We start from the raw sequence: 23,778 nt of genomic DNA, 5'->3' as shown, positions 1-23,778 counted from the left end.
TATGATAAAGAAAATTCTCTCTTTGTTTCTAATTCTGATAGCTGTGGGGGCAGGGCTTTGCTCTGCCCAGACAGCCGGTAAGAAATATTATTTGGTGGACGGGCTTTTCTTCGAAGGCATGCCGCCTTGTGTGAGTTCGGACAATGTGGCAACCTTCATTACACATGAGGACGGCGTGGGACACGAGGTTACGGAACTCCGTTTGCGCAAAGGCTTTGCGCTGCCTGAGGATGTAAGAAAATACGCCACTCCTGCCGAAGAGGTCCTTGGTGCGGAAGCCTTCTTGATGAGTTACCGCGGAGGGATGGGGAAGAAATGGCCGATAAGCGGTGCCGTGCAGACTTTGAAGAAGGAAGAATGGATAGGGAAGGCTTTCCCGGATTTTAAAGTGAAAGATACGGAAGGGAAGGAGTGGAGCAATACCGATGTGACGGGACGTCCTATGGTCCTGAACTTCTGGTATACCGGCTGTAGTCCTTGTATCCGTGAAATGCCGGAGCTGAACAAATGGATGGAAGTCTATCCTGATGTAACCTATCTTGCTACGACTTTTGACAGTGCTGCACAAATAAAGAAAATTGTAGAGAGCCGTCCTTTTCTCTTTACCCAGATAGCCGATGACTTGTTTTTCTTCGAGACCTTTCATGTGAGCGGTATGCCGGTCACTATACTGGTGGATAAGAAAGGCATTATCCGCCATATAGAACAAGGTACTGGAACTGCGAAACTTCGGTATATGCAGGATAAGTTGCAGAAACTTGTCAGCGAATAATTCTTTCTTGATGAATAGGGGATAAGGATTTCAGAGGATTTCTTTTGCTCTTTCACAGATTATCATACCTTTGCGAATATAAATCTAAGGAAGGGGAAGGTTATGATAAAACATCTTTTTTTAATATTGGGACTGCTTGCGGCACTCACTGCTGAGCCGGTTCTGGCTTGTACATCTGCCGTCGTTTCTGGAAAGGTTACTCCTGACGGCCGTCCGTTGCTATGGAAAAACCGTGATACGGACTATCTGCGAAATCATGTTGCTTATATAAAAGGGGAGAAGTATAACTTCATTGCCGATGTGAATAGTGCTAACTTTCCTGCCTTGAAAGAGGCATGGATGGGTACAAACTCCGTTGGTTTTGCCTTGATGAACACCCAATCCTACAATCTGGTGGAAGTGAAAGATGGGGAAGAACGGGGGGCAGCCAACGGGAGGATTATCTACCGTGCTTTGGAGGTTTGTGCCACGGTGGAGGACTTCTGCCATTTTCTTGATACCATCACCAAGCCCAGCCTGATAGAAGCCAATTTTGGCGTGATTGATGCCAAAGGCGGTGCCGCCATGTTTGAGGTGGATTACTATAAATATACGATGTATGATGCCAATGATCCGAAGGATGCTCCTTACGGTTACATTGCCCGTACGAACTTTTCTTTTGCCGGTGAGGTGAACCGGGGAGCGGGTTATGTACGCTATATGGAGGCAGACCGGGTACTGATGAGAGCTTCTGCAATGGGGGGAATTACGCCACAGGGTATCTTCAATGATCTTTCACGTTCGTTTCGCAATGGCATGCTCGATATTGATTTGAGGAGCGGGAAGTTTAATCGCCCGCAAGGTTCCGGTTGGTTTGTCGACCAGGATTTTATTCCCCGTAACAGCACTTCTTGTTCCATTGTGGTGCAGGGCGTAAAACCGGGTGAGAAGGCGGAACTTACTACGATGTGGACAATGCTGGGATATCCTCCTACGGGCATTGCCGTGCCACTTTGGGTGAAGGATGCGGATAAATTTCTGCTTTCGATGGTATGTTGGGACAAGGCGTGTGCTGCCGCTCCGCTCAGTGATTGGTCACTCCGGCTTTCCAATAATGTCTTCTGTTACAATCAGGGGATGGGAACCAATCGTTATCTGAATTGGGAAAAACTGTACAATATGGAGAATAACGGCTATATGCAACAGCTTGTTCCGGTGGAGGCGGAGGTGTTTCGCCGTACATGCCCATTGTTGGACAGTTGGAGACAGCAAGGAAGCATTGATTCTCAAGAAATGCAGAAGCTTTATCAAGATGTGGAAGCACTTGTCCGAAAGGCTTATACGCCTTTGATGGAGCAATGACAGTATTCCAGTATTTCCCTTTCCTGCTCCGGGTGGAACCAGCGGATTTCCTCGTCCCGTTTGAACCAGGTCATTTGCTTACGGGAATAGATGCGTGAGTTCTGCTTTATCTTCTCAATGGCAAAGGGTAATGTCCATTCGCCGTCCAGGTACTTGAATATTTCTTTGTAGCCTACTGTATTCAGGGAATTTAGACTTTTATGCGGATAGACCATGCGCGCTTCTTCCACCAAACCCTCTTCCACCATTTGGTCCACCCGGCAGTTGATGCGTTCATAAAGCTCTTCCCGGTCACGCGTTAATCCTATTTTGATAATACGGAAGGGGCGTTCTTTCTTTTGTTGGGTGCGGAAGGAAGTGTAGGTCTTGCCCGTCATATAGCAGATTTCCAAAGCATGGACTACGCGTTTTGGGTTTTTCAAATCTACTATTTTGTAATATTCCGGGTCCAACAGCTTAAGTTCCGCACAAAGTCTTTCCAGACCTTCTGTTTCGTATTTGTGCAGCATGAGCTGGCGTGTATCGGCATCTACGGTCGGAATGTCGTCAATGCCTTTACAGACTGCATCTACATACATCATTGAGCCTCCGGTCAGCAGTATGGTGTTATGCTTTGTAAACAAGTCTTCCAGCAGCTTCATCACTTCCGCTTCGTATTGGGCGGCACTGTAATAGTCTGTCAGCTTTAGGGTACCGACGAAGTGATGCTGTACCCGTTGCAGCTGCTCCGGTGTAGGGGCAGCCGTGCCTATCTTTAAATCTGCATAGAGTTGTCTCGAATCGGCCGAGACGATACAAGTATGGAAATGTTCTGCCAATCGGAGGCTTAATTCTGTTTTGCCTACTCCGGTGGGGCCGATAAGTACGATTAGGGTGTGCATGCGGGTATAAAATTCAGGCGCGAACCATAACAATCCGCGCCTTTCTGAAGGGGAATAATGTCTGTTTAATATTTTTCTTCTTCGAAGGAGTTCCCGGCTTCGTCCAAACCGCCGAAACCCTCTTTGTCGAAATCTTCCATATCGAAGTCTTGGTCGCCGTAAAAGTTTTCGTCCAAATCCAGGGAACCGCCGGCAGCTGCCATTTCTTCAAAGTCAACGGTCTGCTTGGGAGCTTCACCCGCTTTCTTGGTGCATTTGGCGCCTTTCATTTCTTTTCCGGTAATGATTTCAGAAAGCTCGATGAAGAAGCAGCGTTCAGTCATATAATCGAATACATAGAGAAGTTTCTGCTTCTCGTCTTCAACCAGTTCGCTCAGCTGGGTCTCTTTCATCACCCAACTGTCCATTTCCGGATTGTCGTCCATTTCTTCCAGCGTAATTTCTTTCTCTTTTTCCCAGTCATCATCGCAAATGAAGAAAGAAGTCATCTGGTCGTTGGTGTAGCCTGCCGACTTTAGAATCGCTTCATGGAAGTCATAAAAGGTAGCTTCCGGGTCTATCTGTATTTCTCTGACAAAATCGTCCACCTCATCAGAGATGATTGTAAATCTGTAGATCATGATGATTTATAATTTATGATTTCTGACTTCTGATTTTGTGTAAATCATACGTTTTTCATTTTCCTGCGGGGATAATGCCGCGGGCTGATTCACGTATAAAGTTTACGATATAGCTTATTTCCGGTGTCATTTCCATTTCATCCTCGATTTTCTTCAAGGCATCCGTATTGTTCAGACCGCCTTGATAGATAATACGATAGGCATCATGGATTTTCTCGATGGTCTCGTTGGAGAAGCCACGGCGGCGTAACCCTACCACATTGATTCCCGCATAGCAGATAGGCTCGCGTCCGGCAATGATGTACGGCGGGATGTCCTTGCTGAAACGGCAGCCGCCCTGTATCATACCATAACCGCCCACATGGCAGAATTGGTGCATCAGTACATTGGCGCTGATGATGGAATAATCGTCGATGACAATTTCACCCGCCATTTTTGTAGAGTTGCCAATGATACAGCCGTTGCCTATCAGGGCATCGTGCGCCACGTGCACACTTTCCATTAGGAGATTGTTATTGCCGACGATGGTTCTGCCTTTGGCAGCTGTACCGCGGTTGACAGTTACGTTTTCACGTATGATATTGTTGTCTCCGATTTCAGCAGTGCTTTCCTCCCCTCTGAACTTTAAATCCTGGGGAATGGCACCGATAACGGCTCCCGGGAAAATGGTGTTTCCATTACCGATGCGTGCACCGTACAGAATGTTGGCGTTTGCCATAATCTTGTTGTTATCACCGATTACCACATTCTTGTCAATGAAAACAAAAGGAGCAATCTCTACGTTTTCCCCGATTTTAGCTTCGGGATGAATATACGCTAAGGGACTTATCATATTATTTACGATTTAGCTATTTACGATTTACGATTGAGAATACTTGCGATTTACTGTATATACGATTTTATCCGAATGTGATAATTCTCACGAGTAATTTGAATCGTAAATCGTAAATAGTCTAATCGTAAATTTTATTATTTGTTCTTAACTATTTGTGCCATAAACTCTGCTTCGCAGACCACCTTTTCGCCTACGAACACATAACCTTTCATGGTGGAGATGCCGCGGCGTATGGGGGCCATCAGCTCTACACGGAAGATGAGCGTGTCTCCCGGTACCACTTTCTGGCGGAATTTCACACCGTCAATCTTCATGAAGTAGGTGGAGTAACGTTCCGGTTCGTCCACTGAATTCAGTACAAGCAAACCTCCCGTCTGTGCCATTGCCTCTATCTGCAACACACCGGGCATTACGGGTTCCTGCGGGAAGTGTCCCTGAAAGAAAGGTTCGTTGGAAGTTACGTTCTTGACACCTACAATGTAGTTGGCACCTATTTCTATGACTTTGTCCACCAATTGCATCGGGTAACGGTGAGGCAGAAGTTCGCGGATGCGGTTTACATCCATAATCGGTTCGCGGTTGCAGTCGTAGGTAGGGGCTTGTATTTCGTGCAAACGGATTTCCTTGCGCATCTGGCGGGCGAACTTATTGTTGATAGTGTGTCCCGGGCGGGTAGCGATGATACGGCCCTTGATGGGCTTGCCTATCAAGGCCAGGTCACCGATGACATCAAGTAACTTGTGGCGGGCGCATTCATTGGGCCACACCAAAGGTTTGTGGTTGATATATCCCAATTGTTTGGCGTCCATATGAGGAACACCCATCACGTCGGCCAGCTTGTCATAGTTCTCCTGGGACATTTCGCGTTCGTAAATAACAATCGCATTGTCAAGGTCGCCGCCCTTGATAAGACCGGCTTGCAGCAACGGCTCAATTTCGCGTACAAACACGAAAGTACGGCTTGCGGCGATTTCATCCTTGAACTTCGTCATGTCCTCCAGCGTTGCAAACTGGTTGGGGAGGATGTTGGAATCGTATGATACCAATACATTCAAGCTGAAGTTCTCGTCCGGCAACACGATGATGGAAGAGCCGGTTGTTTCGTCACGGAATTCAATTTTGGACTTGATGATATAGAAATCTTTTACGGCATTTTGTTCTACAGTGCCTACGCGCTCTATTTCGTTGACATAATATTGGGCGCTTCCGTCCAGAATGGGAAATTCCGGTCCGTTTAGCTGTATCAAGCAGTTATCGATACCCAATGCATAGAGGGCTGCCATACCATGCTCCACTGTGCTCACCTTTACTCCGTTTTTGGAGATTACAGTTCCACGGGTAGTTTCGGATACGTTGTCTGCAACGGCATCGAAGGTAGGCTGTCCTTCCAAGTCGATACGTTGGATTTTGTATCCATGGTTATCCGGAGCAGGATTGAAAGTAACGGTTAGGTCAAGTCCCGTATGAAGACCTTTTCCACTAAGCGAAAAGCTATCTTTTAGAGTCTTTTGTTTTAACATTGGTTACTTATTTAATAGTTGTTTAAGTTCATTCAATTCTTTGCGGAGCTGGCGCAGTTCCACTTGCATTTCCGGCAAACTTCTTTGTGCGATGGATGCCTTGAAATATTGTTTCAGCTCCATAGGAGGGGTACCGATAAGCTGGCTACCGTCCTTTATGCTACTGGGAACACCAGACTGTGCGCCAAGGTTCACTTTGTTGCCAATATGAATATGACCTGCAATGCCTACCTGCCCGCCGAACATGCACCATTCTCCTATCTTGGTAGAACCTGCTACACCTACTTGCGCCGCCATTACGGTGTGGGAGCCTATTTCATCATTGTGTGCCACCTGAATCAAATTATCCAGTTTCACACCGCTATGTACGATGGTGGCTCCCATAGTAGCACGGTCCACACACGTGTTGGCACCGATTTCCACATGGTCTTCCAGGATAGTGATACCTATTTGCGGTATTTTTTCATAGCCCTCGGAAGTGGGGGCGAAGCCGAAACCGTCTGCACCGATAACGCAACCGGAGTGCAGGATGCAGTGGTTTCCTACCCGGCAATCGTGGTAGATGGTGGAGTTAGCGTAAATAATACAGTCATTGCCCACTTTGGCACCGCTGCCAATCGTGACGTGCGGATGAATGACCGTATTGTCTCCCACCTCTGCGTATTCGCCAATGCAGGCAAAAGGCGCAATGTAAACATCCTTGCCAATTTTAGCTGTCTCGGCAACAAAGGCCAGAGAGTCAATTCCCACCCGCTTTGGCTTGCTTTGCTCATAAAGATTTAGCAATTTAGCAAGACTTTCATACGCATTGTCCACTTTAATCAGGGTGGCTTTCACTTCTTGTTCCGGAACAAAGTCCTTGTTTACCAGAACAATGCTTGATTGGGTTTCGTATATGTAGGGGGTATATTTGGGGTTGGATAGAAAGGAGATGGCTCCCGGTATTCCCTCTTCGATTTTCGCAAAGGTGTGAACGGTAGCATTCTCGTCTCCAACAATTTCTCCTTGGATAAATGTTGCAATTTGTTTAGCAGAGAACTCCATGTCTTATTCTTGTTAGATGGTTTCAAAACGCAAATAACGGACTTTTTTTTTATATTTCCTTGTCCTGAGGTGAATATTTTATACTTATCTATGCAAACGTTGGTAGCATAAGTAGTACTTTTTTACTTTCTTGGACAGAAGAGAGATATTGAGCATATCCGATGCTTCGGCAATATTCTTGATGCTGCCGTCGTTGTAGAGGATGTCAATACTGTCATCTGCCTCGTCGTACATATTCTTCTCGATGCTGGGGGTAGAGATGAAATATCTCGCTTCGGAGAGAGGGATGTTCAGTTGTTCACTGATTTGCAAAGTTAGTTCTTTTTTCCGTTCCTCACTAATAGGTTCGGTAGAAATCTCGACTTTGAAGATGTTTCGGTTAATCATGCCGGCGCTCAAGGTGGACAAAACCTTGTCCGAATGGCGGCTCCATACCTTGAGGGCAGTCCAGATGTCATTATCGTCCAACTGAATGAAATTCTCCAAACATTCGGGATTGTTGTAGAATGCCTCCCGGCTGATGTCGTTGTATAGAAAGAATTTCAAGGCGGGTGAGGCAAAGAGGTCTATGCCGCGGCTTGCCAGTTCCTTGGCGCGGAGCAGGGTGCTAATCAGCATTTTCTCGTAGGCAACGGAGGTTTTGTGCAGATAGACTTGCCAGTACATCAGGCGGCGGGCAGTGAGGAAGTTCTCAATAGAATAGATGCCTTTGGACTCTACTACCAGGTGGTCATCCTTTACATCCAGCATCTTGATAATGCGGGCGGAGCCAATGTTGCCTTCGGTCACTCCGGTATAGAAGCTGTCGCGGCGCAGGTAGTCCAGGCGGTCCATATCCAGTTGCCCGCTTACCAGTTGGTGCAGGAAGCGCTTGGGGTATTCATCCTTGAAAATTTGAATGGCGAGTGTCAACTGTCCGTTCATTTCCTTGTTGATACGTTCCATCAGCATCAAGGAGATGTCTTCGTGGGAGACGCCCTGCACGATGGTATTTTCCAGTACGTGGGAGAAGGGGCCGTGGCCGATGTCGTGCATCAGGATAGCGGCTTCCACAGCTTCGGCTTCGCTGTCGAAGATAAAGTTTCCTTTGGTGGCAAGTTGCTGGATGGCCTCACTCATTAGGTAGAAGGCTCCCAAAGAGTGTTGGAACCGTGTATGCTGCGCACCGGGATATACGACAGAGGACAACCCCAGTTGCTTGATACGGTTTAGACGTTGCAAAAGGGGATGTCGTACAACATCGTACAACAACCCCTTTGGTATGTTGATGAACCCGAAGACAGGGTCGTTGATAATCTTTCTTTCGAACATTAAGCGTTAGTCGTTAATCACTTTTTTCAACTCTTCCGCCATCTGTGCCTGCACTTCTTGGGCTGCTTTTCGGCTGGCGGCGGCGAAGTTCTCTGTCTTGTCCACGTAGATGATGCCACGGCTGGAGTTGACAATCAGGCCGCAAGTCTTGTTCATGCCATACTTGCAGACTTCTTCCAGGGAGCCGCCTTGTGCGCCTACGCCGGGAACCAATAGGAAGTGTTCGGGAACAATCTTGCGGATATCTTCGAAGGCGCGGCCTTGTGTGGCGCCTACTACGTACATCATCTGTTCGTCACTGGCCCACTCCTGGGATTTGCGGAGCACTTTTTCGAAGAGGCGTTCGCCGTTGGTGTCTTCCGTCAGCTGGAAGTCGTGTGAGCCTTTGTTGCTGGTCAACGCAAGCAGGATTACCCATTTGCCTTCGTACGTAAGGAACGGGGTCACACTGTCTTCGCCCATGTAGGGAGCTACGGTTACGGAATCTATATCCAGCTCTTCGAAGAAGGTACGGGCATACATGGCAGAGGTGTTCCCGATGTCACCGCGTTTGGCGTCGGCGATGATGAATTGGTCGGGATAGTTCTGCTTGATGTAGTTTACGGTTTTCTCGAAAGCTATCCAGCCTTTCACGCCCATGCTCTCATAAAATGCCAGATTGGGCTTGTAGGCGATGCAGAGGTCGGCAGTAGCGTCGATGATGGCTTTGTTGAAAGCGAATATAGGGTCTTCCTCTTTCAGAAGATGTTCGGGTATTTTCTTGATGTCGGTGTCAAGACCTACGCAAAGGAATGACTTCTTGCGCTTGATGTTCTCGAATAATTGCTGTTTGTTCATATTATTTTTTAGTTACGGGTTACTTATCACTGCCTTACAGTTCGCTCTCTTTCAGTCTTTCTGCATTTTCCGCCACAATCAGGTGGTCGATGCAGTCTTGGATGTCTCCGTCCATGAAGGCGGCGAGATTGTAGATGGTGTAGTTGATGCGGTGGTCCGTGATGCGTCCTTGCGGATAGTTGTAGGTGCGTATCTTGGCGGAGCGGTCGCCAGTACTGACCATCGTCTTACGCTTGGAGGCGATGTCGTCGATGTACTTCTGGTGTTCCTTGTCGTAGATGAAGGTACGCAAGCGCGAGAGGGCGCGTTCCTTGTTCTTGGGCTGGTCGCGCGTCTCGGTACATTCGATGAGGATTTCTTCGACTATGCCTGTGTTGGGATTCTTCCAGTTGTAGCGCAGGCGCACGCCGGATTCCACCTTGTTCACGTTCTGACCGCCGGCACCACCGCTTCGGAAGGTGTCCCACTTGATTTCACCTTCGTTGATAACTACGTCGAACTCTTCGGCTTCGGGAAGCACGGCTACGCTGGCAGCTGAGGTGTGTACCCGTCCTTGCGTTTCTGTGGCCGGTACGCGCTGCACGCGGTGCACGCCCGATTCATATTTCAGTGTGCCGTATACATTGTCGCCCGTCACGGAGCAGACAATTTCCTTGAAACCGCCGGCTGCACCTTCGTTGGCACTGGATATCTCCATTCTCCATCCCTTGGATTCGCAGTACTTGGTGTACATGCGGAAGAGGTCGCCGGCAAAGATTGCCGCTTCGTCACCACCCGTGCCGCCACGAATTTCGAGGATGGCATTACGGCCATCCTGCGGGTCGGCGGGGACGAGCAGCAGCTTTATCTGCTCTTCCAGTTCCGGTTGGCGGGTTTGGCAGGCATCCAGCTCTTCGCGTGCCATTTCCCGCATTTCCTGGTCTGTTTCGTTGGCGATAATTTCTTTGGCTTCTTCTATGCCGCCCAGTACTTGCATGTACTCTTTGCGGGCATTCATCAGGTCGCCCAGTTCTTTATATTCTTTGGTGAGCTTGACGTAACGCTTCTGGTCCGCAATCACTGCCGGGTCTGTAATCAAGGTCGACACTTCTTCGAAGCGGGCGACAAGCCCTTCCAGCTTTTCGAGTATGGTATTGTTGTCTGCCATATATTTAATACTTGAACTCTCCGAATTCGCTCTTGATAATCAGTTCTTTCTTGTCGCTTTCTTCCACGCGGCCTACAATCTGTGCATCAATGTTGAAACTCTTCGAAATAGCAATCACCTCTTCTGCATGTTCGGGAGAGAGGTACACTTCCAGGCGATGCCCCATATTGAACACCTTGTACATTTCGCTCCAGTCCGTATCGCTCTGCTCCTTGATGGTCTTGAACAACGGTGGAACGGGGAAGAGATTGTCTTTGATGACACGGCAGTTGTCTCCCACAAAGTGCAGTACCTTGGTTTGTGCGCCGCCCGAGCAGTGTACCATACCGTGGATTTGGGGACGGAGCGCATCAAGCAGTTTCTTAACTACCGGTGCGTAGGTGCGGGTGGGGGAAAGTACCAGCTTTCCTGCATCCAGCGGACTGTCTTCGACACTGTCTGTCAGTTTTAGCTTGCCACTGTATACCAGCTCTTCGGGTACAGCCTTGTCATAGCTTTCAGGGTATTTCTCTGCCAGGTATTTGGAGAATACATCGTGGCGTGCGCTGGTCAGTCCGTTACTGCCCATACCGCCATTGTATTCTTTCTCATAAGTAGCCTTTCCGTAAGATGCCAGACCTACAATCACATCGCCCGGACGGATATTGGCATTGTCTATAACATCTGAGCGCTTCATGCGGCAGGTCACTGTCGAGTCTACGATAATGGTACGTACAAGGTCGCCCACATCGGCTGTTTCGCCACCGGTGGCATAAACGCCTACTCCCATTTCGCGGAGTTCGGCAAGCAGTTCATCCGTACCGTTGATGATGGCTGAGATTACTTCGCCGGGGATGAGCAGTTTATTACGTCCGATGGTAGAGGATACCAGAATGTTGTCTACCGCACCCACACAAAGCAGGTCGTCGATGTTCATAATCAGTGCATCTTGTGCAATGCCTTTCCACACACCCAGGTCGCCGGTTTCCTTCCAGTACATATAGGCAAGACTGGACTTGGTGCCTGCTCCATCGGCATGCATAATGTTGCAATACTCCGGGTCACCGCCCAAAATGTCGGGGATAATTTTGCAGAAAGCCTGCGGGAAAATACCTTTGTCGATATTCTTGATGGCGTTGTGCACATCTTCCTTTGATGCGCTGACGCCTCGCATCATGTATCGTTGATTACTCATGAGATAATAGGTTTGTTCAATTGAATGTGCAAAGATACATCTAATCTTCTACAACACAAAGCGAGGCACAAAGTTTCTCGCCTTTGTGCCTCGCTATAGAGTTGTGTATTTATCAGAATTGTACCTGGGGAGCTTGTTCCGCTCCTTCTGCCGCTTCGAAATAAGCTCGTTTCTCAAAACCGAAGAGACCGGCAAGGATATTCTTGGGGAAACGGCGAATGGCTGTATTGAAGTTCTTGGCTGCATTGTTGAAGTTGGTACGTGCTACGTTGATACGGTTTTCCGTACCTTCCAGCTGTGCCTGCAGTTCCAGGAAATTCTGATTTGCTTTCAAGTCCGGATAGTTCTCCGTGATGGCAAGCAATTTACCGAGGGCGGAAGTCACCGCACCTTGTGCTTTCTGATATTCAGCCAGCTTTTCCGGAGTAAGGTCTGCAGCATCCACTTTGATTTGAGTGGCTTTGCTGCGGGCTTCTACTACACCTTCCAGTGTTTCCTTCTCGTGCGTGGCATATCCTTTCACGGTATTCACCAAGTTCGGAATCAGGTCGGCACGGCGTTGGTATTGGGTTTCTACGTTCGACCATTGTCCGCTGACATTTTCGTCCATGGTTACGAGTCCGTTATAGCCAGTTACCCCCCAAATGGCGAGAAGAGCTATAACAACGATAATGATAATGGTTGATTTCTTCATACTTTTCATTTTTAGGCCTCACCTCCGATTCCTCTCCGATAGAGAGAGGGGAGGAGGGGAAGGCAGTTATTAATCATTTAATTATATTCTATGTAAACGTTTTATTTTCTTCCAGTATCCTCGAAGGTGTGTCAAAACGGTTGATGGCACACAGATGACACATCCTCGGCGTTAGAACCGGGAACCGGCTCCACCGCCACCTCCCATACCGCCTCCGAAGCTGCCGCCGCTGAAGCCTCCTCCGCCACCTCCGCCGAAGAGACCTCCACCACCGAAGATGACCGGACCACCTCCGCCTCCTCCCCGGTAATTTTCATCGTATGACTGCTGGCGGCGCACTACTTTATGTCCGCAATTGCGGCAGGTGTAGGTCACATCTTCCGTTTTCACTCCATTGCGGCGTGAGATGAGTACGCTGCTGCTACGTTGCAATTTATGTTGTCCGCAGTTGGGGCATTTGTTGGCAGCGCGTTGGGCAAGGATGCCTATAATAGATGCCACTGCGAGGAAACCGATAAGCCCCAGTAGGATACCTCCTACGGAGAGGTCATCCTCCTCTTCCGTGTCATTCACCATAGTGCCGTCAAGACGTGAACAGACTGCCTTTACACCCGCTACCATTCCGGCATCCCAATTACCGTCTTTCAGATAGGGAATCATGTATTTGGTCTGTATGCGTTTGCAGATGGCATCAGGAAGGTCCCCTTCCAAGCCGTATCCCGTATAAAACTGGATGCAGCGTTGGTCGGTTACCAGCAGAATGACCAAACCGTTGTTTTTCTCTTTTTTCCCTACTCCCCATTCATTGAGCAGCTGATGTGAGAAATCAAAACAGTCTTCTTGTCCGATGGAGGGAACAACGGCAACTACCGTTTCAATACCAGTCTGCTGCTCCAATGCATAGAGCATACGGTCTATATTGTCACATGCCTCCGTTGATAGGATTCCGGCTGGGTTGCACACATAGCGTGTCTTGTCCTGAAGGTGTACTTTAGGAATATTCTTAGTGGTGTAGACTTCTTGTGCCTGCAAGGATAAGAGCAGGCATAAGAAGGATGCTATAGAAATAAATCGTCTCATACTACCAATATTTGTTGCGGCGAAGATAGGAAAAATCACGTCAATGTATGTATTTCCCTACGAATTTCTTTACATGCTCGGTGTATTCCTGCGGATAATCCTTGTAAGACATGGCATGTGTGGCACCGGGTACAATCCATAATTCTTTGGGTTCGGGCTTGGCTTCATAGAGGGGATAAACCATCCACGTCGGTACAAAGGTGTCGGCATCACCGTGGATGAAGAGCATCGGCAAAGTACATTTCTTTACTTGCTCCAGGGCAGAAGCTTCGCGGAAGTCCCACCCGTACTCCTGCCGGCAAAGCCAGCTTGCAGTATGCAGTAGGGGGAAAGCGGGCAGTCCGAACTGTTCTTTCAACTCCCCGCGAAACTCATCCCATACGCTTGTGTAACCGCAGTCTTCCACAAAACACTTGATGAATGGCTGTTGGTATTGTCCGTGTTCCACTTCGCCGGATACCATCATGGTGGTGGCGGCTCCCATGGAGATGCCGTGTACTACCATCTTTGTACTGCGGGACGCTATGCTGTCCGCATGGTTGCGTCCGAAAAGCTCATCGGCGGTCTCGGTCCATTGCAACACGTCGAGCCGGTCTTTCCAGCCCATCTGTACATGGTTCCCTTCGCTCATCCCGTGTCCGTAAAGGTCGGGCAGCAGGATGTTGAACCCCATCTCCTTGCTGTACAGATAGCCTATCATCAGCATGCGCACGGCATTATCCGTATATCCGTGTACGATGACTGCTGTTTTGAGGGTGGGGTGGGCGGCGGCAACGTAGAGTGCATGCAGCGTCTCTCCGCGGTCGTTCTCGATGTAGAAGTCCTTCAGTGCTCCTGCGGTCATCAGGCTATCCACCCAGGGGTGCAGTTCGGGATAGCGCTCGTACATGAAATCGTAGGATGCGGCTATGTTGCGGCTGCGTGAAACGAGGTCGTCCGGTTTCAGGGAATAGCCCAGCATATAGTACCCTCCGCACAACAGTACGGTGCAGAGGGCAGCCAGACCGAGAATCGAATATTTTATGGCTTTCTTCATTATTTATTCCAAATTTCCCATGCAGCAAAGGCCTGCAGCAGCAACATCTCCAGTCCGTTCTTGGTGACGGCTCCTTGTGCCTGGCCTTTCTTCATGAAGAGGGTTTCGTTTGGATTATATAACAAATCGTAGAGCAAATGGTTGGGAGTCAGTAGCTCGTAAGGAATGTTGGGGCAGAAGTCCACTTTGGGATACATGCCTACTGGGGTACAGTTGACAATCACTGTGTACTCTTGCATGATTTCCGGTGTCAGTTCCTCATAAGTGAGGTATTTATCCTCTTTCTTGGCGCGTGATACGAAGGTACTTTTTATACCCAGGTTCTCCAGCCCGCGATATACGGCTTTCGATGCGCCGCCGGTGCCCAGAATCAAGGCTTTTTTGTGATGTGGTTGCAAAAGTGGTTCTATGGATTGTGTAAATCCTATGATGTCGGAGTTGTAGCCAACCAGTTTCACTTTGCCTTTGGAAAGGCGGATAATCTTAATGACATTGACGGCGCCTATCTTGGCTGTGTCTTTGTCCAGTTCGTCCAGGTAGGGGATGACTTGCTCCTTGTAAGGGATAGTCACATTCAGTCCACAGAGGTTGGGATTTTCCTCGATAACTTCCATGAAATCCTCGATACGTGGAATTTCGAAATTTACATATTCTGCATCAATATTTTCTGCCGTGAATTTCTCATTGAAATATCCGATGGAAAAGGAATGTTTCAACGGGTAACCTATTAAACCGTATTTCTGCATAATGAGGGTGTGTTAAAGGGGAATTAATGATTATTTTCTGGCTGTATACAACGTGCATATTCCGAAAGTGAGCCGCTTGAAGTGTACTTCACTGAAACCGGCCTTGCGGATAACTTCCTGCATCACTTCTCCTTGAGGGAAGGCGCGGATGCTCTCCGGCAGATAGGTGTAGGCGCTGTTGTCTTTCGAAATACATTTACCGAGCAGGGGGATAACGACTTTGGAGTAAATGGTAAACAGTTGTTTCATCGGGAAGCGGTCCGGTGTGGAGAGTTCCAGTATGACGAGATGTCCGCCGGCCGTCAGTACGCGGCACATTTCGGACAGTCCTTTATCCAGCCCTTCGAAGTTGCGGATGCCGAACGCTACGGTTACAGCATCGAAACTCTCATCGGCAAACGAGAGAGAGGTGCAGTCCTCCCGGGCAAATGAAATCTTGTCCGAGAGGTGCGCCCGTTTTACTTTTTCGCGCCCCACATTCATCATGCCTTCCGAGATGTCGGTACCAATCAAAGCATCGGGTTGCAGTTCGCGACATGCAAGGATGGCGAAATCACCGGTGCCGGTAGCTACGTCCATGATACGTTGGGGGTGGAAAGGAAGGAGGTATTTGATTGCCTTCCTGCGCCAGCTGCGGTCAATACCCATGGATAGGGTGTGATTCAGCTTGTCGTAGGCGGGAGCGATGTTGTCGAACATTTCTTCCACTTGTTCGCTCTTCTTACCGTCAGCGCCGTAGGGCTTGATGTGTTCTTGGGGGTAATCCATGATTTTTTTATGTGCTAATGTGCTGATATGCCAATGTGCTAATTGGCTGCGCTATTATGCCGCAAGGTCATTAGCACATTGGCATATTATCACATTAAGTAATTAGTTACATTCTTTTCAATGCGTTCGGCAATGTTGTCGGTATCTTCCTTTACGAATTTCTCGCCGGTGATGTGTTCGTACAGTTCGATGTAACGTTCGCTGATTGAAGTAACGATTTCGTCTGTCATTTCCGGTACCTGTTGTCCTTCCTTACCCTGAAAACCGTTGTCCATCAGCCATTCGCGTACAAATTCCTTGGAAAGTTGTTTCTGCGGTTCGCCGTTGGCAAAACGTTCTTCGTAGCCTTCGGAGTAGAAATAACGGCTGGAGTCCGGGGTATGGATTTCGTCCATCAGATAAATCTTGCCGTCGTGCTTGCCGAATTCGTATTTGGTGTCTACCAGAATCAATCCGCGTTCCGCTGCAATCTCTGTACCGCGTTTGAAGAGAGCCATTGTGTATTTTTCCAATACGGCATATTCTTCGGGCGTGGCAAGTCCTTGTGCCAGGATTTCTTCTTTGGAGATGTCGGCATCGTGTTCGCCGATTTCGGCTTTGGTAGTCGGGGTGATGATGGGTTCGGGGAACTTCTGGTTCTCCTTCATTCCTTCGGGCAGCTTCACACCGCAGATTTCACGGACACCGCTTTTGTAAGCGCGCCATGCACTGCCGCAGAGGTAACCGCGTACAATCATTTCTACGGGGAATCCTTCACACATCACGCCTACCGTCACCATCGGGTCGGGAGTAGCCATTTTCCAGTTGGGGCAGATGTCGGTGGTGGCATCCAGGAACTTGGCTGCAATCTGGTTCAGCATTTGTCCCTTGAAAGGAATGCCTTTAGGCAATACTACGTCGAAGGCTGAGATACGGTCGGTAGCTACCATGACCAACTTCTCGCCATTGATGTTGTACACATCACGAACTTTTCCATGATAGACACTTTTCTGTCCGGGAAAGTTGAAATCTGTTTTTGTTAATGCTTTCATCTTTGTAATATTTACGATTTGAGAATTTACTGTTTCTGTTCAATCTTGCTATCGGCTTGTTCGGCCTTGCGTCTTTCGCGCTCCGCTTTTGCTTCTTTGTCAAACTTTTCGTAGGCCTCCACAATTTGGGTGACAAGCTTATGCCTTACGATGTCTTTCTTGTTCAGTTCCACGAAGATGATGCCTTTCACTCCTTTCAGAATACGGAGTGCCTGCACCAGACCGGATGTCTGGGAGGAAGGCAAGTCAATCTGCGTCATGTCTCCCGTGACAATCATCTTGGTGTTCATTCCCATGCGGGTGAGGAACATTTTGATTTGCTGGGTGGTGGTGTTCTGCGCTTCGTCCAGAATGACGACGGCATCGTTCAGTGTGCGTCCGCGCATAAAGGCGAGGGGGGCAATCTGGATGATGTTCAGCTCCATGTACTCTTTCAGCTTGGTAGCAGGTATCATGTCCTGCAGGGCGTCATAGAGCGGTTGCAGATACGGGTCTATCTTGTCCTTCATGTCACCGGGCAGGAAACCGAGCTTTTCTCCGGCTTCTACAGCGGGGCGGCTGAGGATGATTTTCTTGATTTCTTTGTTCTTCAGTGCCCGCACAGCAAGCGCGATGGCAGTATAAGTCTTTCCGGAACCGGCAGGACCGATGGCAAACAGCATGTCGTTCTTGGCAAAAGCCTCCACCAGTTTCAGCTGGTTCTCGCTGCGCGGGATAATCGGCTTTCCGGTTACGCTGAATACAATGACATTGCCCGATTTCTCTGCTTGCGGGGCATTGCCTTTGATGATGTCTATAATGACCTCTTCTTTCAAAGAGTTGTATTCGGCACAGTATTTCTCCAGCTTGGTGATGTTCTCCTCGAATGCACACATTTCCTCCTCATCACCCAATACTTTGATGACATTGCCGCGGGCAACGATGCGAAGCTTGGGATACAAGGCCTTTATCAGCTGCATGTTGGCGTTGTTTACGCCATAAAATATTACCGGGTCAATATCTTCAAGAACAATCAGTTTTTCTATCATTGATATGTTTTAAAGTTCAATTCGTTCTTTTAGTGAAACGTTCTGCAAATGTAGTGAAACGTTTGGATACTTAAACAGTTCCATTGGGTATTTTTTTTGCAGTGGCTTCGGGTAGATTGTCGGTAATTGTTGCACGACGATGCCGTTTCCTTTTTTTGAGCATCCGATACGTTGTCGGTTCAGCGTCTGTTCCTTCATGTTGAAGATAATATTGGGGTCGAAGTGCTGCCCGTTGACGCGTGTCTCGAAGTGCAGATGCTCAGTAGAGGCGCGTCCGGTGCGTCCGGTCAGTGCGATGGGCTGTCCGGCTTTGACTGTGTCGCCACAATGTACAAGGTTTTTGAAGTTGTGGCTGTATATCGTTTCCAGTCCGAAGTCATGGCGTACGACGACGACATTGCCGTAGGCGCTATAAGGCTTGGACATCCGTACTACGCCGTTGAAGGCACTCCGTATGGTGTCTTTGGCGTAGGTCTTGATGTCTATGCCACTGTGGCGTCCCCGCCCCCGTCCGTAAGGGGAGATGACTTTTCCTCCAGGCAGGGGAAAGGAGTATTCCGTGTCCGGAATGTCCTCCAAAGGTAGCTCTATCAGTTCTCTTTGCGAAAACAGTCCCGGAGTGGCAACGCGGATATGGTTGGTTTCCATGGTGGAAAAGACCGTTTTCTTCCCTTGTGCCGTGGCACCAAGGGCTATAAGCAGGAGAGGGACAAGAATACGGATTCTCATTTATTCAAAATATTGTATAGTCCCACTGGTAGAGGAAGCATATTTCTCCAACAGTTCCAATATCATTTCGGCTGCTTCTTTCAGACCTTCCTGCCCGTTGTAGCCGTTGACAATGGCAAGGATATGGCGGGTTTCAAGTTTCATCTTGGTGCGTTCGTGGTCGCTGGTCGGGGTACCGATACCGCCTATACGGTCGCGGTAGACGGGCAGCCCTTCTATGTTCAGCATGCCGCGGCCTATACCCTCGAACAATTCCTCGGCACGTCCTATGCCTAGCTCAAGGTCGGTCCCTTGTATCTCGTCGGCATCAAATCCGCCGATAGAGTGGCCCGTACGTAGGGAGACAAGGTTGATAAGGTCTACCAACGTATCTATCTGATAGAGTTCCAATCCGCGCAGCAGTCGCCGTCTCAGTGCTTCGGCCGAGGGACGGTAGCGGCTGGGGTCCTTGCCGCAACGTTTGTAGGCTTCGCGGGTGGCGACAATGACGGGTTGGTACTTGATGCTGTCCGTGGTTTCACGGGCTCTTAGCTCTTGGGTGAAAGTTGCGATTTCTTGCCACAACCCTTCGCAATATGGGGTATTTGTCACTTCGGCAAATACGGCTGCACCGCGGAATTCGGGGCAATTCTGCTTGATTTCTTTAGAAAGTGTGATATGATACATTAATGCAATCCGTTTGAATGGGTTAACATGATTCCCGACAATATCCTTCCGGATTTGATACCCATCCGGCGTGCCGAGAAAAACTCTTCATATTGGGTAAAAGTACATATATTGGCTGTCTCCACTTGTGCGGAAGGTACTCCGAAGTCCAGTAGTTGCAGTCGGTTGGCAGCCCATAGGTCGATATGGTATTTGTGGGTGGCGGGTTTCCATTCGGAGATGTAATCCATCTGGAAACCGTTCTTGCGGAATGCTTCATAGACTTCGTCGCCTACCTCGAAGGCGGAAAGGGAGATGCCGGGGCCGATGCAGGCTATCACTTCTTTGCCCTCTGTGCCATAGCGGGCACGCATCTTGTCGAGTGTGTGGCCGAGGATGTAATTCACAGTGCCGCGCCATCCGGCATGAACAGCGGCTATCACGGCATTCTTCCGGTCGTAGAGCAGGATGGGAATGCAGTCTGCCGTAGAGATGCAGATGCAGCAGCCCGGTTCACGGGTTATCAGTGCATCAATGCCCTGCAACATGGAGTGGCGTTCTTCTGCTGTTGCATGCAGATAAGTTCCGTCAATGACAAGTGCCTTTGTCCCGTGGGTCTGAAACGGGATGACCAGTTCTTGGGGGCGTTGGGGCAGGGAAGAACATACTATTTCCTGGTTGCGGCGTACAGCTTCGGCTTCGTCTCCCGTGTAAGGTGTACAGTTGAGGGAGGCATAGTTACCTTGGCTGCATCCACCGTGGCGGGTGGTTACAAAACAAGAAATGCCGGGATATGAGGCAAGCAGCTCATATCCCAACATTTTCCTATCTTCTGTAAGAGGAATCATTTTTTATCTTCCTCCCAATCTTCTTCGTATTCAAAGTCCTCGAGGTCCTCTATGTCCTCGTCGTCGTTGACGTATTCATAGCTGAGGTCCTCGTCCTCACCCTCTTCTTTCAATTCTTCCTGCAGGTGGCTGAGGTCTTTGGCGCGATGGGCAATGCTGTCCACTTTGCCTTCTATCTTATTACTTTCCTTGTTCAGCTCTTCCCAAAGGATGTCTTTCAGCGTAGAGATGCCCATGCCGGAGACAGCAGAGATGAATATATGCGGAATCCCTTCGGGCAGTGTCGGCTCTATCTCGTCCATCAGTTCCTGGTCGAGCATGTCGCATTTGGTGACGGCAAGCACTCTCTGTTTGTCCAGCATTTCGGGGTTGAAAGTGCGAAGCTCGTTCAACAGGATTTCGTATTCCTTACGGATGTCGTCACTGTCGGCAGGCACCATGAACAGCAACAATGAGTTGCGCTCGATGTGGCGCAGGAAACGCAATCCTAAGCCTTTGCCGGCACTGGCTCCTTCGATGATGCCGGGAATGTCTGCCATCACAAACGATTTGCTGTCGCGATAGGACACGATGCCCAGATTGGGTTCCAGCGTTGTAAACGGATAATTGGCGATTTTGGGCTTCGCCGCAGAAACGGATGCCAGTAAAGTGGATTTTCCTGCATTGGGGAAACCTACCAGACCGACGTCTGCCAGCAGCTTCAGTTCCATGATTACCGTCAACTCCTGCATCGGTTCGCCCGGTTGTGCAAAGCGGGGAGCCTGGCGTGTGGCGGTTTTGAAGTGCCAGTTACCCAGACCTCCGCGTCCGCCTTTCAGCAAGATGACTTCTTGTTCGTGCTCGGTGACGTCGCAGATATATTCACCCGTTTCGGCGTTGTACACCACCGTGCCGCAGGGCACTTCAATCACCTTGTCCGCTCCGTCTTTTCCGAAACTGCGGTTTTTGGAACCGGATTCTCCGTGACCTGCCAGGATGTGGCGATCGTACTTCAGATGGAGTAGCGTCCAGTAGTTGCGGTTACCCCGCAGGATGACATGGCCTCCTCGTCCTCCGTCACCTCCGTCGGGGCCTCCGTTGGGTATGTATTTCTCACGCCGCATATGCGTAGAACCTCGTCCGCCCTTTCCGGAGCGGCAATATATTTTTACGTAGTCAACAAAATTCGATTCAGCCATATTCTGTTTTATTGTTATTTCACTGCGTCAATAGCCTTGCAAACATCGGCAAAGATTTCTTCCAATACGCCGAAGCCCTGGATGTGTTGGTATTTGCCGTCCTGCTTGTACCAGTCAATCAGCGGAGCTGTCTGTGAGTGGTAAACCACCAGACGCTTCTTGATTGTCTCTTCATTGTCGTCTGCACGTCCTGATTCTTGTCCGCGCTTGATAAGGCGTTTCATCAGTTCTTCTTCGGGCACGTCGAGGTCGAGCATTACGCTGACTTCCTGTCCGCGTTCGGCGAGCATCTTCTTTAATGCTTCAGCCTGGGCGATTGTTCTGGGGAAGCCGTCGAAAATCACGCCTTTGCTATCCTTGAAGCTGTCGAATACGCTTGCCAGAATATCAATCATCAACTCATCGGGAATCAACTGGCCCTGGTCGATATAACCTTTAGCAGTCTTGCCCAGTTCTGTACCGTTTTTCATTTCAGCACGGAGCACGTCTCCGGTAGAGATGTGGTTGATGCCATACTTTTCTACAATCTTTTCACTTTGTGTTCCCTTACCTGAACCGGGAGCACCAAAAATTACAATGTTCAACATTTGCTTAGTTATTATTTAATGATTTACTATATTATGTCTGTATCAGTCTACTACAGTATAAATGTCGGGATAGTTGCGCCCGAAGCCGTCATAATCCAACCCGTAGCCCACGATGAAATCGTTCGGAATATTCATGGCCACATATTCTATGTTCAAATCAACTTTCAGCTTATCGGGTTTCACCAGTAGAGAGGCAATATGAATCTCCCTGGGACCGCGAGTGCCGAGGGTGTCCAGTAAGCGTTGCATGGTGAGTCCCGTATCTACGATATCCTCTACAATGACCACTGTACGGTCTGTGAGGTCTTCATTGATGCCTATTACTTCTTTGATTACCCCGGTAGAGGATATTCCTTGATAAGATGCCAATTTGACAAACGAAATTTCGCAGGGAATCGTGATTCGTTTCAGCAAATCGGCGGTAAACATGAACGAACCGTTCAGTACGCTGAGGAATAGAGGATTCTTTCCTGCCAGGTCGCGGTTGATTTCGTTCGCTACACGGGTTACTTCTTTCAGTATGTCCTGCTCCTTGATGGAGACTGTGAACATCTTGTCTTTTATTTGTATGGTATCCATAGATGGGATGTTTTTAGAAAGTTGCCGCAAAAATACGATATTTGTTCGAAAGTGAAAAGTTTTGTTCTGGTATATTCTCAAAGGGCTATAAATTAATCGGTTTCGTCACTTAGTGCTTTAAAAGAACGGGATTAAAGAACGTAAAAAAAGAACGAACTTAAAGAACCGCCTTATGAATGCACAGTTTTTCATCAACGAGATCGGATGCAAATTCAACCTTAGAAAACCCAAGTCCGAAAAGCCGACGAACGTTTATTTTGTAGCACGCGTCAGGAACAAGCAGATAAAACTTTCTACTGGAGTAAGGGTATATCCGGACCAGTGGAACGTCAAGAAACAGGAGGCTTATATCAGTTGCCGGTTAACTGAGCTGGATAACGAGAACAATACCATCGTCAATGAAAAGATTGGCAAACTGAAACTTTATTTTTCGGAATACAAGCAGTACCTTTGCGACCACCCTGAGGAGATAGAACGCAGGGCCATCATTTTACTTAAACAATATATCTATAAGGATACTATGAAGAAAAAAACGGAGAAACCAGCTACCTTCATCATGAAACAGATCGTAGAGGAGAAGGATATCGTGGATAGTTCCAAAATCCAGTACCGATCCAATATCAACAAGTTCAAACGGTTTCTGGACGAGAACTCCATACCCGACATTTGGGAAAGTATGAACCTGGATACATTCACCAAATACCAGCAACACTTGATTGAAGAGGGTAAGGAGGACAATAAGGAAGGTAAGAAAGCTTCTACCATAAAGAATATTATCAAAGGTACATTCTTTGGGGTGCTTAGAGAGGTTTCCAAACGACTTGACATTCCTTTCAAGTGGGAAGAGAGTAATCTTGAAAGCTTTGACCTTGTGAAAGACAAATCCAACAAGGAACTGGCGCGTAATAAGGAAGTAGCACTGACAGAAGAGCAGATTAAACAACTCTATGAGTACCAACCGAGCGGTACCGAGAATCAAATCAAAAAGAAAACGGAGATAAAGGACTTGTTCGTACTTCAGTGTCTAGTTGGTCAGCGTATCAGTGACATGTATAAGTTCTTCAACGGTGATAACGAGAGGGATGAGGAGAACGGTACAATATCTATCGTCCAGCAGAAAACCGGTGCCAGGGCTATCATTCCTCTAGTGCCATTAGCAGAAGAAATCATAGACAAGTATACCGGTGCAGAAATCAAATATTATAAGGAGAGACGTTCCGCATTGAATGGTGAGTTAAAAGTCATAGCCCAGGAAGCAGGCCTTAACGAATGTAGCTAACACTTGAAAAGGGACCCGGGTAGCATTTGAAACGTGTACCACCCGATAGGTTTTGCAAAGTTAATTAA

Annotated in this window: 25 protein-coding genes; 3 read left to right on the top strand and 22 right to left on the bottom strand. The window is 48.4% G+C overall.

Going from position 1 to position 23,778, the window contains the following annotated elements; all coding sequences use genetic code 11:
• The first annotated feature begins 1 nt into the window (after position 1).
• Complete coding sequence (locus ACESTD_RS16415; protein WP_373159014.1) at positions 2 to 772, top strand: TlpA family protein disulfide reductase; 771 nt, start codon at positions 2 to 4, stop codon at positions 770 to 772.
• A gap of 102 nt (positions 773 to 874) precedes the next feature.
• On the top strand, positions 875 to 2,113 hold the full coding sequence (locus tag ACESTD_RS16410) for a carcinine hydrolase/isopenicillin-N N-acyltransferase family protein (protein WP_117958573.1): 1,239 nt from the start codon (positions 875 to 877) through the stop codon (positions 2,111 to 2,113).
• On the opposite strand, the gene miaA is transcribed toward ACESTD_RS16410, so the two are convergent.
• The 22 genes from miaA to hpt form a co-directional block, all read right to left on the bottom strand.
• Positions 2,089 to 2,994 carry a tRNA (adenosine(37)-N6)-dimethylallyltransferase MiaA gene (gene miaA / locus ACESTD_RS16405; RefSeq protein ID WP_087333005.1) on the bottom strand — a complete coding sequence of 302 codons (906 nt, stop codon included), beginning with the start codon at positions 2,992 to 2,994 and terminating at the stop codon, positions 2,089 to 2,091. The genes ACESTD_RS16410 and miaA overlap by 25 nt on opposite strands.
• A 65-nt stretch (positions 2,995 to 3,059) precedes the next feature.
• Positions 3,060 to 3,614 (bottom strand): hypothetical protein, encoded by a 555-nt coding sequence (locus tag ACESTD_RS16400; protein WP_057282010.1) that lies wholly within the window; start codon positions 3,612 to 3,614, stop codon positions 3,060 to 3,062.
• A gap of 55 nt (positions 3,615 to 3,669) precedes the next feature.
• The gene (gene lpxA / locus ACESTD_RS16395) at positions 3,670 to 4,446 is read right to left on the bottom strand and encodes an acyl-ACP--UDP-N-acetylglucosamine O-acyltransferase (protein ID WP_009037103.1); all 777 of its coding nucleotides are present in this window, start codon (positions 4,444 to 4,446) and stop codon (positions 3,670 to 3,672) included.
• Positions 4,447 to 4,583: 137 nt separating this feature from the next.
• The gene (locus tag ACESTD_RS16390) at positions 4,584 to 5,969 is read right to left on the bottom strand and encodes a bifunctional UDP-3-O-[3-hydroxymyristoyl] N-acetylglucosamine deacetylase/3-hydroxyacyl-ACP dehydratase (RefSeq protein ID WP_373159015.1); all 1,386 of its coding nucleotides are present in this window, start codon (positions 5,967 to 5,969) and stop codon (positions 4,584 to 4,586) included.
• Between the two features lie 3 nt (positions 5,970 to 5,972).
• Positions 5,973 to 7,013, bottom strand: coding sequence for a UDP-3-O-(3-hydroxymyristoyl)glucosamine N-acyltransferase (gene lpxD, locus ACESTD_RS16385; protein ID WP_005823705.1), 1,041 nt, complete (start codon positions 7,011 to 7,013; stop codon positions 5,973 to 5,975).
• A gap of 84 nt (positions 7,014 to 7,097) precedes the next feature.
• Complete coding sequence (locus ACESTD_RS16380) at positions 7,098 to 8,324, bottom strand: HD domain-containing protein (RefSeq protein ID WP_005835351.1); 1,227 nt, start codon at positions 8,322 to 8,324, stop codon at positions 7,098 to 7,100.
• A gap of 6 nt (positions 8,325 to 8,330) precedes the next feature.
• Entirely contained in the window at positions 8,331 to 9,161 is an 831-nt protein-coding gene (gene pyrF, locus ACESTD_RS16375) for an orotidine-5'-phosphate decarboxylase (RefSeq protein WP_005835353.1), read from the bottom strand.
• A gap of 34 nt (positions 9,162 to 9,195) precedes the next feature.
• The gene (gene prfA / locus ACESTD_RS16370; protein WP_005823698.1) at positions 9,196 to 10,308 is read right to left on the bottom strand and encodes a peptide chain release factor 1; all 1,113 of its coding nucleotides are present in this window, start codon (positions 10,306 to 10,308) and stop codon (positions 9,196 to 9,198) included.
• Positions 10,309 to 10,312: 4 nt separating this feature from the next.
• The gene (locus ACESTD_RS16365) at positions 10,313 to 11,482 is read right to left on the bottom strand and encodes an AIR synthase-related protein (RefSeq protein ID WP_005835357.1); all 1,170 of its coding nucleotides are present in this window, start codon (positions 11,480 to 11,482) and stop codon (positions 10,313 to 10,315) included.
• Positions 11,483 to 11,594: 112 nt separating this feature from the next.
• Positions 11,595 to 12,176: a LemA family protein gene (locus ACESTD_RS16360; RefSeq protein ID WP_005835359.1), complete on the bottom strand. Its 582-nt coding sequence runs from the start codon at positions 12,174 to 12,176 to the stop codon at positions 11,595 to 11,597.
• Between the two features lie 171 nt (positions 12,177 to 12,347).
• Complete coding sequence (locus ACESTD_RS16355; RefSeq protein ID WP_016272585.1) at positions 12,348 to 13,256, bottom strand: YgcG family protein; 909 nt, start codon at positions 13,254 to 13,256, stop codon at positions 12,348 to 12,350.
• A 40-nt stretch (positions 13,257 to 13,296) separates the two neighbouring features.
• Positions 13,297 to 14,292: an alpha/beta hydrolase gene (locus ACESTD_RS16350; RefSeq protein ID WP_016272586.1), complete on the bottom strand. Its 996-nt coding sequence runs from the start codon at positions 14,290 to 14,292 to the stop codon at positions 13,297 to 13,299.
• The gene (locus ACESTD_RS16345; protein WP_117958572.1) at positions 14,292 to 15,038 is read right to left on the bottom strand and encodes a shikimate dehydrogenase; all 747 of its coding nucleotides are present in this window, start codon (positions 15,036 to 15,038) and stop codon (positions 14,292 to 14,294) included. The genes ACESTD_RS16350 and ACESTD_RS16345 overlap by 1 nt, the downstream gene beginning before the upstream one ends.
• A 30-nt stretch (positions 15,039 to 15,068) precedes the next feature.
• Positions 15,069 to 15,806 carry a bifunctional demethylmenaquinone methyltransferase/2-methoxy-6-polyprenyl-1,4-benzoquinol methylase UbiE gene (ubiE, locus tag ACESTD_RS16340; protein WP_117958571.1) on the bottom strand — a complete coding sequence of 246 codons (738 nt, stop codon included), beginning with the start codon at positions 15,804 to 15,806 and terminating at the stop codon, positions 15,069 to 15,071.
• An 89-nt stretch (positions 15,807 to 15,895) separates the two neighbouring features.
• On the bottom strand, positions 15,896 to 16,837 hold the full coding sequence (locus ACESTD_RS16335; protein ID WP_151853003.1) for a phosphoribosylaminoimidazolesuccinocarboxamide synthase: 942 nt from the start codon (positions 16,835 to 16,837) through the stop codon (positions 15,896 to 15,898).
• Positions 16,838 to 16,863: 26 nt separating this feature from the next.
• On the bottom strand, positions 16,864 to 17,865 hold the full coding sequence (locus ACESTD_RS16330) for a PhoH family protein (RefSeq protein ID WP_373159016.1): 1,002 nt from the start codon (positions 17,863 to 17,865) through the stop codon (positions 16,864 to 16,866).
• A 9-nt stretch (positions 17,866 to 17,874) separates the two neighbouring features.
• Positions 17,875 to 18,594, bottom strand: a complete 720-nt coding sequence (locus ACESTD_RS16325) for a M23 family metallopeptidase (RefSeq protein WP_005823679.1) — start codon at positions 18,592 to 18,594, stop codon at positions 17,875 to 17,877.
• Positions 18,595 to 19,260, bottom strand: a complete 666-nt coding sequence (locus ACESTD_RS16320) for a B3/4 domain-containing protein (protein ID WP_151853005.1) — start codon at positions 19,258 to 19,260, stop codon at positions 18,595 to 18,597.
• On the bottom strand, positions 19,260 to 20,087 hold the full coding sequence (gene pgeF, locus ACESTD_RS16315; protein ID WP_009037100.1) for a peptidoglycan editing factor PgeF: 828 nt from the start codon (positions 20,085 to 20,087) through the stop codon (positions 19,260 to 19,262). The genes ACESTD_RS16320 and pgeF overlap by 1 nt, the downstream gene beginning before the upstream one ends.
• Positions 20,084 to 21,265 (bottom strand): GTPase ObgE, encoded by a 1,182-nt coding sequence (gene obgE, locus ACESTD_RS16310; RefSeq protein WP_005823673.1) that lies wholly within the window; start codon positions 21,263 to 21,265, stop codon positions 20,084 to 20,086. Before obgE ends, pgeF begins: the two co-directional genes overlap by 4 nt.
• A 14-nt stretch (positions 21,266 to 21,279) precedes the next feature.
• A complete protein-coding gene (locus tag ACESTD_RS16305; RefSeq protein ID WP_005823672.1) occupies positions 21,280 to 21,852 on the bottom strand; it encodes an adenylate kinase in 573 nt (190 codons plus the stop codon).
• A 42-nt stretch (positions 21,853 to 21,894) separates the two neighbouring features.
• The gene (gene hpt, locus ACESTD_RS16300; RefSeq protein ID WP_098032552.1) at positions 21,895 to 22,431 is read right to left on the bottom strand and encodes a hypoxanthine phosphoribosyltransferase; all 537 of its coding nucleotides are present in this window, start codon (positions 22,429 to 22,431) and stop codon (positions 21,895 to 21,897) included.
• 172 nt (positions 22,432 to 22,603) lie between these two features.
• Between hpt and ACESTD_RS16295 the strand changes: the two genes are divergently transcribed.
• Positions 22,604 to 23,710 carry a hypothetical protein gene (locus ACESTD_RS16295; protein ID WP_373159017.1) on the top strand — a complete coding sequence of 369 codons (1,107 nt, stop codon included), beginning with the start codon at positions 22,604 to 22,606 and terminating at the stop codon, positions 23,708 to 23,710.
• Positions 23,711 to 23,778 lie beyond the last annotated feature (68 nt).

The organism is Bacteroides sp. AR20, from assembly GCF_964250605.1.
In the GTDB taxonomy this organism is placed as follows: Bacteria; Bacteroidota; Bacteroidia; order Bacteroidales; family Bacteroidaceae; genus Bacteroides; species Bacteroides uniformis.
This window is presented reverse-complemented; position numbering and strand designations above follow the sequence as displayed.

Excerpts from the sequence above, each read along its gene's own strand:
- ACESTD_RS16415 (WP_373159014.1), top strand. The coding sequence starts at position 2 with ATGATAAAGAAAATTCTCTCTTTGTTTCTAATTCTGATAGCTGTGGGG.
- ACESTD_RS16410 (WP_117958573.1), top strand. The coding sequence starts at position 875 with ATGATAAAACATCTTTTTTTAATATTGGGACTGCTTGCGGCACTCACT.
- miaA (WP_087333005.1), bottom strand. The coding sequence starts at position 2,994 with ATGCACACCCTAATCGTACTTATCGGCCCCACCGGAGTAGGCAAAACA.
- ACESTD_RS16400 (WP_057282010.1), bottom strand. The coding sequence starts at position 3,614 with ATGATCTACAGATTTACAATCATCTCTGATGAGGTGGACGATTTTGTC.
- lpxA (WP_009037103.1), bottom strand. The coding sequence starts at position 4,446 with ATGATAAGTCCCTTAGCGTATATTCATCCCGAAGCTAAAATCGGGGAA.
- ACESTD_RS16390 (WP_373159015.1), bottom strand. The coding sequence starts at position 5,969 with ATGTTAAAACAAAAGACTCTAAAAGATAGCTTTTCGCTTAGTGGAAAA.
- lpxD (WP_005823705.1), bottom strand. The coding sequence starts at position 7,013 with ATGGAGTTCTCTGCTAAACAAATTGCAACATTTATCCAAGGAGAAATT.
- ACESTD_RS16380 (WP_005835351.1), bottom strand. The coding sequence starts at position 8,324 with ATGTTCGAAAGAAAGATTATCAACGACCCTGTCTTCGGGTTCATCAAC.
- pyrF (WP_005835353.1), bottom strand. The coding sequence starts at position 9,161 with ATGAACAAACAGCAATTATTCGAGAACATCAAGCGCAAGAAGTCATTC.
- prfA (WP_005823698.1), bottom strand. The coding sequence starts at position 10,308 with ATGGCAGACAACAATACCATACTCGAAAAGCTGGAAGGGCTTGTCGCC.
- ACESTD_RS16365 (WP_005835357.1), bottom strand. The coding sequence starts at position 11,482 with ATGAGTAATCAACGATACATGATGCGAGGCGTCAGCGCATCAAAGGAA.
- ACESTD_RS16360 (WP_005835359.1), bottom strand. The coding sequence starts at position 12,176 with ATGAAGAAATCAACCATTATCATTATCGTTGTTATAGCTCTTCTCGCC.
- ACESTD_RS16355 (WP_016272585.1), bottom strand. The coding sequence starts at position 13,256 with ATGAGACGATTTATTTCTATAGCATCCTTCTTATGCCTGCTCTTATCC.
- ACESTD_RS16350 (WP_016272586.1), bottom strand. The coding sequence starts at position 14,292 with ATGAAGAAAGCCATAAAATATTCGATTCTCGGTCTGGCTGCCCTCTGC.
- ACESTD_RS16345 (WP_117958572.1), bottom strand. The coding sequence starts at position 15,038 with ATGCAGAAATACGGTTTAATAGGTTACCCGTTGAAACATTCCTTTTCC.
- ubiE (WP_117958571.1), bottom strand. The coding sequence starts at position 15,806 with ATGGATTACCCCCAAGAACACATCAAGCCCTACGGCGCTGACGGTAAG.
- ACESTD_RS16335 (WP_151853003.1), bottom strand. The coding sequence starts at position 16,837 with ATGAAAGCATTAACAAAAACAGATTTCAACTTTCCCGGACAGAAAAGT.
- ACESTD_RS16330 (WP_373159016.1), bottom strand. The coding sequence starts at position 17,865 with ATGATAGAAAAACTGATTGTTCTTGAAGATATTGACCCGGTAATATTT.
- ACESTD_RS16325 (WP_005823679.1), bottom strand. The coding sequence starts at position 18,594 with ATGAGAATCCGTATTCTTGTCCCTCTCCTGCTTATAGCCCTTGGTGCC.
- ACESTD_RS16320 (WP_151853005.1), bottom strand. The coding sequence starts at position 19,260 with ATGTATCATATCACACTTTCTAAAGAAATCAAGCAGAATTGCCCCGAA.
- pgeF (WP_009037100.1), bottom strand. The coding sequence starts at position 20,087 with ATGATTCCTCTTACAGAAGATAGGAAAATGTTGGGATATGAGCTGCTT.
- obgE (WP_005823673.1), bottom strand. The coding sequence starts at position 21,265 with ATGGCTGAATCGAATTTTGTTGACTACGTAAAAATATATTGCCGCTCC.
- ACESTD_RS16305 (WP_005823672.1), bottom strand. The coding sequence starts at position 21,852 with ATGTTGAACATTGTAATTTTTGGTGCTCCCGGTTCAGGTAAGGGAACA.
- hpt (WP_098032552.1), bottom strand. The coding sequence starts at position 22,431 with ATGGATACCATACAAATAAAAGACAAGATGTTCACAGTCTCCATCAAG.
- ACESTD_RS16295 (WP_373159017.1), top strand. The coding sequence starts at position 22,604 with ATGAATGCACAGTTTTTCATCAACGAGATCGGATGCAAATTCAACCTT.